The sequence below is a fragment of the Streptomyces sp. NPDC058662 genome (assembly GCF_042716255.1).
In the GTDB taxonomy this organism is placed as follows: domain Bacteria; phylum Actinomycetota; class Actinomycetes; order Streptomycetales; family Streptomycetaceae; genus Streptomyces.
Window position 1 is genome coordinate 142,364 of sequence record NZ_JBHXRU010000003.1, and the last position, 6,587, is coordinate 148,950.

Genomic DNA, 6,587 nt, shown 5'->3' on the forward strand with positions numbered 1-6,587 from the left:
GGTGCGGGTCGCGAGCGTGGTCAGCAGCCGTCCGCCGGGTGCGAGCTGTTCCACCCACGGCGCTGGGACGCGCGCTGGAGCAGGATCGACTCTTCGCTGTGGATCAGGTCGAGCCACTCCTCCTGGTCGTCGGGGTGGGAGCCGTCGAGGAGGCGCCAGTCGATCGGGTCCGCACCCGGGCCGCTGACCCGGACGTACGCGTGCGGGAGCAGGGCCTCGCGCGGCAGGCGAAGCAGCGCGTCGCGCAGCAGCTTGTCGATCAGGACGCCGTCGGTAGTGAGCCGGTCGACCATGCCGGCGCGCCGACGGCTCGTCGCTTCGCGGAGGTCAAGAGGCATGAGCGGAGTCCTTCGCGGAAGTCGGCATGGTGGTGAGGCGGCGAACCGGCGAGGCCCACAGCAGTGCTGCAGGCACGAGGTAGAGCAGGGTCCCGACGATCAGCGCGGCATGTACGGAGGAGGCGGCGGCGATGGCGCCGGCCGTCAGGGCGGCGGCCGGGCGCAGGCCGGTGACCAGCCAGACGGAGGTCTGCTGCGCGCGGGACTGCAGCTCGGAAGGGCATAACTGCTGGCGTAGAGACCGCTGGGTCGTGCCCGCCGCGACCGCGGCCGCCGTCCTCAGCGCGCCGGCGGTCGTAATCACGCCCAGCCACACCGGTTCCGGCCGGGCGACGAGAAGGGGCACGCCGCACACGGCGTAGGCGAGGAATCCGGTCAGCAACACGCGTGCCGGCCCGAACCGGTCCACGAGACGGGTGGTGACGACCGCCCCCGCGAGGCCGCCGACAGCGGTGACGCCCATGACCAGGCCGAGACCGGTGCTGCCGGAGTCCAGCCGGGTCAGCAGCGTGTACGCGAAGTACGTCGTCACGATCCCGTCGGCGTACGCGAGACCAGCGAGCGAGAGCACCAGGGGACGCTGTAGCGGATCGCGCATCACGTAGCGGACCCCCTCGCGGATCGCGGCGCCCATCCGCGCGGGCCGGGCAGCCGCCGCTCGTCGTACCGCGCTGGGCCGGATCCGGGAGGCGCACCAGGCGCTGAACAGGTACGAGAGGGAGTCCAGCCACAGGGCGCGGCCCGCACCGAGGAGGCCCACGACGAGGGTGCCACCGTAGGTGCCGGCCGTGTCCGCCAGGGAGAAGGCGCCGGTGATCCGCGCGTTCGCCGGATGCATGTGGGCGCGGTCGACGATCTCGCGCACGATGGCGATCGACGCGGCCTGGTGCAGCACGGTCAGTGCCCCCAGCAGCAGGGCGACCGTGTAGAGCACAGGCACGGACAGGACTCCCGCGGCCCAGCAGACCGGCACCACGGACACCACCGCGGCCGCGGCGAGATCCGTGCCGATCATGATCTTCTTCTTCGGGTACCGGTCGCCGGCCACCCCGGCGGGCAGCGCGAAAACGAACGCGGGCACTGTCGCCGCGGCGGCCAGCAGCGACACCTGGCCGGGGGAGGCGTCCAGTTCCAGCACCGCGATCACCGGCAGCGCGGCATGCCCGCGCGTTCGCCGAGGGCATCGCCGGGATCGACGGGGCGACCGTCCTCAACGACGTGGTGTTCACCCAGGTCTGTGCCGGATTCGGGTCCGACGAGCGCACGGACCGGGTCCTCGCCCGCCTGATGGACGACGGTACGGCGTGGATCAGCGGCTCCACCTGGCACGGGCGGCGCGTGATGCGCATCTCGGTCAGCAACTGGTCGACCACGGACGAGGACGTGGCGCGTGCGCTGGACGCGATACGCCGCGCGTCCCACCCCGCGTGACCGGCGGGGACGGGCGTCCGCACCAGGAACCACGCCCGGCGCGGCCCCGCCGGCCCGGCCGGCTCGGCGGGGCATCGACGGCGGGAGCCCGGGTAGGTGCCGGGCGCGGGGTGCGGTCCTGGCCCTCATGGCCGCGACGGGGGCCGCATCCCGCCCGCGAAGGGCCGCCGACCCGCACGTACGATCACCCGGGGTGACCGTCGTGCCCGCCCAGAGGTGACCGTCGTGCCCGTTCACACCGCGACAGGGGCGCAACGCTCCGGCCGGACAGCCGAGGAGACCCGCCCGTGCCCGCCACCGCCGACCGCACCGAACGGATCCGGACCCGCCTCGCAGGACACGAACGCCGCTTCGCCCTCCTCTTCGAGGCGTACTTCGACACACTCCGCCGCACGCTCGAAGCCCCCGAGAACAGCCGCTTCGCACCCGAGTGCGTCGACCTCGTGCGGGACCTGTCCCTGCGCGGCGGCAAACGCCTGCGCGTGGCCCTGCTCCACGAGGCGGCCGGCCTGGTCACCGACGGGCACCCGGCGGGTCTGGACGAGGCCGCGCTGAGCATCGAACTCCTGCAGACCCACGGGCTGATCCACGACGACATCATCGACGACAGCCCCGTCCGGCGCTCGGGACCGTCGACCTACTACGCCTACCGCGACCGCCTCCCGGACCACCCGAGGGCGGCCCTCGGGCTCGCCCTGCTGGCCGGAGACCTCGCGGCCTTCCTCTCCCTGCGGGTACTCCTCGACTCGTCGGCCCCGCTCGCACTGCGCCAGGCCCTGCTGGAGATCCAGACCGAGGCGGCGACCAGCACCTTCGTCGGCCAGATCATCGACCTGGAGCGGGACTTCACCGCCGTCCCGGACGAGGAGACCCTGGACGGGGTCGCCGACTACAAGTCCGCCCGCTACTCCGTCCTCGCCCCCCTCCGGCTGGGACTGGTCGCGGCCGGGGAGCGGCCCGAACGCTTCGACGCCGAACTGCGCCGCTACGCCCGTCTGGTCGGGATCTGCGGGCAGATGCGCGACGACTACCTCGACCTCTTCGGCGACGCGCAGGTGATGGGCAAGCCCACCGGGACGGATCTGCGCGAGGGCAGGCGCAGTTACGCGGTCGCCGCGATCCTCGCGTCGGCCACCGGGGTGGAGCGGGCCGTGGTGGAGGCCGCGCTCGGCGCCGGCCGCGACGACCGGGACCGTACCGGGGCCACGGCCGGCGGCCTCGGCGCCGACGCGTCGGAGGCGGTGCGGGAGATCGGCCGCCGCCACGGCGTGGACGCCGCACTGCGGTCCCGGATGCGGCGGCACGCCGAACTGGCCTCCGCCGAGGCCGCCCGCTGGCGCCCCCGCTGGCGGGCGGAAGCGGTCGCCTTCTTCGAACTGCTGCCGCTGTGGAGCCTGGAGGGGACCGGCTGACCCCGGCGGGGAGCCGGCCGCCCGCGTCCGGCGCCGGCGTCCGGGTCAGGGGCTGGTGGAGGCGCGGTGGGGGTCCCCGGTCGCGGCCGGTGGCGCCGCTCCCTGGGCCCGGAGCGCGAGCAGGTACCCGGCCTGGAAGCGGCTCTCGGCGCCGAGCTCGTCCATCAGCTCGGCGATGTGCCGTCGGCAGGTCCGCAGGGACATGCCCAGCCTGCGGGCGATCAGCTCGTCCTTGGCACCGCTCGCCAGCCGGCCGGCGATCGTGTCCTGCAACTGGATCGAGGTGGCCGCGGTGTACGAGGCCGAGAACGGCTCCGCGAGGCTCCAGGCGTTGGTGAACACCGAGCAGAGGAAGGCGACGGCCGACGGCTCCCGCAGGACGACGGCCGCGTCGGGGTTGTCCCAGACGGGGAGGAACGCCGTCGCCCGGTCGAAGACCAGCATCTTGCCGAAGAGCTCGCCCAGCGTACGGACCTCGCCGCCGGCCCTGCTCACGGCCTGCACGTACTCCTGGGTGCCCGGGCTGTAGCGGGCCGTGTGCTGGTAGAGGGTCTGCAGCCGCACCCCCCGGCGCAGCATCTCCAGGTCGCGCGGGAGGGCGCGTTCCAGGTAGCCGGGCGGGCGCCCGCCGCCGGGCTGCACCGTGAGTACCTCCTCGGTACAGCGGGCCGCGGCGTCGGAGATGAGCAGCATGACGCGGTCCCGGGCCTCGACGACCTCGACGGCGCCGGAGTCGGAACCCCGGCGGTACGTCTCCTCGTACAGCGGGATCAGCGAACTGAGCCTGGCTCGGGTGCGTTCGAGGGTCTCCAGGCGGCGGCGCAAGAGGTTCTCCTCCGGTCCGACGAGCTCGGCCGCGGCCGTGTAGGGGCTGACCGCCCGCCAGCGCGGACAGCTCCCGCCGGGGTCGTGGGCGACCAGGCGGTGGCGTGCCAGCTCGGACGCGGCCCCTTCGGCGCCCTCCTCGGTCAGGCCGAGTGCCGAGGCCAGTACGGAGGCCGGCGCGGGCCCGTGCTCCAGCAGCCGGGTGTACAGCCGGACGGCCGTCGCGTCGAGGTCCGGAGCCTCCAGCGGATCGGCGTCCGGCGGCGCCCACGGGCTCCCCAGCCCCGCCGATAATCCCTTTTCTATGGTTTTGTCCAAAACCTCCACCCCTCCCTTTCGTGCCACGCACCTTGCTGAGGACCGTCTCCTCTGGACCAGGAGTTCCGATCGGGAGATTCTTGAGTCGTCGGAAAGAAAAAGGCCCACCAGGGTTCTCGGCCAGAATTCACTTTCTCAGGAGTACAGCATGAAGCTCACTCGGTTCCTTTGTGCGGCGGCGCTGGCCGCGGGTATTGCGGGCAGCCTCGTGGCAGGAGCGGCGTCCGATGGTGACTCCGCCTCCCTGTCGACTTCCGCGCAGAACCCGGCCGCCTGCGACACCCTCCGGCCGGGGGACACCGAGTGGAACAACCCCGCGACCCACTGCCCTCCGGTCCTCTAGAGCCCCTCCGGCTCCGGCAGGTTCCCGATCACGCGAAAGTGCCCCGGAACATCCGATGACGAACCCCCCTCCGAGCCGCAGGGAAGCTCGTCTTCCCTGGTGGCCGACCCTCTCGCTGATCTGCGCCGGCTACTGCGCCGTCCAGCTGTGCCGGCGCCTCACCGACGCTCCCCCCTCGCGTGCCCTCCGTCGCGGCAGCGGCGGCGGCGACCCCGTCAGGGACGACGCGGCCGCCCACCTCACCACTTCGTGGTGACGGAAATCGCCTTACGGCCCCAGCGTCCCGAAAGGCCCTTTCAGTAAAACAGCAGTCCGGTGTGAAAGCGGACAGGGCCTCATGGGTTTCGGCCTCAATTAGGCCCGATCTTTTCCCTGGCGGGACTCCGGACTTCGGGCTCGGAGTTCCCCTTCCGGCACCGCCTCCGTCGCGGTATTCGCCGTTCAACCTCATGCACCCGCCGGCTTTCGCCGCCGTCGAGTGCCCGAAAAATCCCTAGAAGGAGCAAAGATATGCGTATCCACCGCAAGCGTATGGCCATCATGATCGTCAGCTCGATCGCCGCCGCGGGAGTTCTCCTGCCCTCCGCCGCCTCCTATGCGGCCGAGGCCCCCGCACAGTCCCGGCCGGCCGCCGTCCAGGGCGTCGCCCCCGGTGAGATGGGCGCCCTCGCCGGACGCGTCGACGTGGCCTCCGCGGTCCTCGACATCACGCAGAAGATCTACAACATCGTCAACGACGCGATCGAGCGCGGTCAGAACCGCTCGGGCTACGTGAAGTCCCTCATGGAGGGCGCCTTCTACGAGTCCGGACAGCGCTACAACGTCATGGTCATCAACGACGCCAACAGCTACACCCCCAACCTGCACGGTGTGGTCTACGACGCCAAGGTCAGCGGCATCCACGGCAAGTACCGGGTGCTCGTCTTCGAGTCGGGCCAGTTCACCAACCACGGTGACGGCGGCTGGATCAACTGGGCGTTCCGCGGCTGGTTCGACCGCGACGGCGGTTACGTGAACTTCCGCCGCTCCTGGTGACCCGCGCCCCGGCTCCCGGATCCCCGCACCCGTACGCGTCCCGCCCCCGACCTCCAAGAACAGGACCGCTTCCCATGCGCCGCAACACCGCACTCGCCACCATCGCCCTCACCGCACTCGCGATGACCGGGGCCGCCTCCCTCCCGGCCCAGGCCGCCGACCGCCCGTCCGCCGCGGTCGCCACCTCGGGCATCCAGGCCCCGGCTCCCGCTTCGGCCCCCGCGGAGCAGGCCCAGCCGGCCGCCGCGGCGGAGAAGAGCGTCACCGTCACCGTCTCCATGGACCAGATCGGCCGCGGAGCCGCCATCGCGGAAGCACTGCGCGGTATCAAGACCGACGACCGGGGAGCCTTCGTACGGGATGCCGTCGACAAGGCCTTCAACGCCGCCGGCGGCCGCCACAACGTCATGCTGTTCAACCTGAGCCAGAACTACAACGACCAGTTCCAGGGCACCCGGGTCTACGCCAACGTCAAGTGGGGCAACAACCACTACGGTCTGTGGATCTTCGAGTCGGGTCAGTTCACCAACAACGGTGACGGCGGCTGGATCAACTGGGGCTTCGTCGGCTGGTACGAGCGCAACGGCGGCCACGTGCAGTTCAACCGCTCCTGGTAGCACCCGACGCGCACCCCGGCGTCGCCCGCCCACCGGCGGCCCCCTCCGATCCGTACACCGGACCTCGGAGGGGGCCGCCGGGCCCGTGCGCGTGTCGGTACCGGTCGCACGCCCCGCCGTCCGGCACCGTGAGCCCGGTCGGCGGCCGCCCGGCACGGCGGCCCGGGAACGCGCGAGAGGTACGGCATGACCGGCAACGGCACCCCCGGCGGGGGTAGCAGCCGGCGCGCACACGTGCGCGCCGCGGGTTCGGCGGGGGTCGCCGGCC

Annotated in this window: 9 protein-coding genes; 6 read left to right on the forward strand and 3 right to left on the reverse strand. The window is 72.3% G+C overall.

Annotated elements, in window-relative coordinates; all coding sequences use genetic code 11:
- Positions 1–20: 20 nt before the first annotated feature.
- Together ACFWUQ_RS02850 and ACFWUQ_RS02855 are read right to left on the reverse strand one after the other, a co-directional pair.
- Positions 21–338, reverse strand: a complete 318-nt coding sequence (locus ACFWUQ_RS02850) for a hypothetical protein (protein ID WP_384531862.1) — start codon at positions 336–338, stop codon at positions 21–23.
- A complete protein-coding gene (locus ACFWUQ_RS02855) occupies positions 328–1,485 on the reverse strand; it encodes an MFS transporter (RefSeq protein WP_384531864.1) in 1,158 nt (385 codons plus the stop codon). The genes ACFWUQ_RS02850 and ACFWUQ_RS02855 overlap by 11 nt, the downstream gene beginning before the upstream one ends.
- A 71-nt stretch (positions 1,486–1,556) precedes the next feature.
- On the opposite strand from ACFWUQ_RS02855, the gene ACFWUQ_RS02860 reads away from it, so the two are divergent.
- Together ACFWUQ_RS02860 and ACFWUQ_RS02865 are read left to right on the forward strand one after the other, a co-directional pair.
- The gene (locus ACFWUQ_RS02860) at positions 1,557–1,769 is read left to right on the forward strand and encodes a hypothetical protein (RefSeq protein ID WP_384531865.1); all 213 of its coding nucleotides are present in this window, start codon (positions 1,557–1,559) and stop codon (positions 1,767–1,769) included.
- A gap of 287 nt (positions 1,770–2,056) precedes the next feature.
- Positions 2,057–3,181: a polyprenyl synthetase family protein gene (locus ACFWUQ_RS02865; RefSeq protein WP_384531867.1), complete on the forward strand. Its 1,125-nt coding sequence runs from the start codon at positions 2,057–2,059 to the stop codon at positions 3,179–3,181.
- A gap of 45 nt (positions 3,182–3,226) precedes the next feature.
- On the opposite strand, the gene ACFWUQ_RS02870 is transcribed toward ACFWUQ_RS02865, so the two are convergent.
- Positions 3,227–4,324 carry a LuxR family transcriptional regulator gene (locus tag ACFWUQ_RS02870; RefSeq protein ID WP_384531869.1) on the reverse strand — a complete coding sequence of 366 codons (1,098 nt, stop codon included), beginning with the start codon at positions 4,322–4,324 and terminating at the stop codon, positions 3,227–3,229.
- 148 nt (positions 4,325–4,472) lie between these two features.
- On the opposite strand from ACFWUQ_RS02870, the gene ACFWUQ_RS02875 reads away from it, so the two are divergent.
- From ACFWUQ_RS02875 to ACFWUQ_RS02890, 4 genes are all read left to right on the forward strand, one after another.
- Complete coding sequence (locus ACFWUQ_RS02875; RefSeq protein ID WP_384531871.1) at positions 4,473–4,667, forward strand: hypothetical protein; 195 nt, start codon at positions 4,473–4,475, stop codon at positions 4,665–4,667.
- 55 nt (positions 4,668–4,722) lie between these two features.
- Complete coding sequence (locus ACFWUQ_RS02880; RefSeq protein WP_384531872.1) at positions 4,723–4,923, forward strand: hypothetical protein; 201 nt, start codon at positions 4,723–4,725, stop codon at positions 4,921–4,923.
- Between the two features lie 254 nt (positions 4,924–5,177).
- Positions 5,178–5,702 carry a stress protein gene (locus tag ACFWUQ_RS02885; protein ID WP_384531874.1) on the forward strand — a complete coding sequence of 175 codons (525 nt, stop codon included), beginning with the start codon at positions 5,178–5,180 and terminating at the stop codon, positions 5,700–5,702.
- 74 nt (positions 5,703–5,776) lie between these two features.
- Positions 5,777–6,319, forward strand: coding sequence for a hypothetical protein (locus ACFWUQ_RS02890; protein WP_384531876.1), 543 nt, complete (start codon positions 5,777–5,779; stop codon positions 6,317–6,319).
- Positions 6,320–6,587: the final 268 nt, after the last annotated feature.

Coding starts and splice junctions, on each gene's coding strand:
- ACFWUQ_RS02850 (WP_384531862.1), bottom strand. CDS start 338: ATGCCTCTTGACCTCCGCGAAGCGACGAGCCGTCGGCGCGCCGGCATG.
- ACFWUQ_RS02875 (WP_384531871.1), top strand. CDS start 4,473: ATGAAGCTCACTCGGTTCCTTTGTGCGGCGGCGCTGGCCGCGGGTATT.
- ACFWUQ_RS02880 (WP_384531872.1), top strand. CDS start 4,723: ATGACGAACCCCCCTCCGAGCCGCAGGGAAGCTCGTCTTCCCTGGTGG.
- ACFWUQ_RS02885 (WP_384531874.1), top strand. CDS start 5,178: ATGCGTATCCACCGCAAGCGTATGGCCATCATGATCGTCAGCTCGATC.
- ACFWUQ_RS02890 (WP_384531876.1), top strand. CDS start 5,777: ATGCGCCGCAACACCGCACTCGCCACCATCGCCCTCACCGCACTCGCG.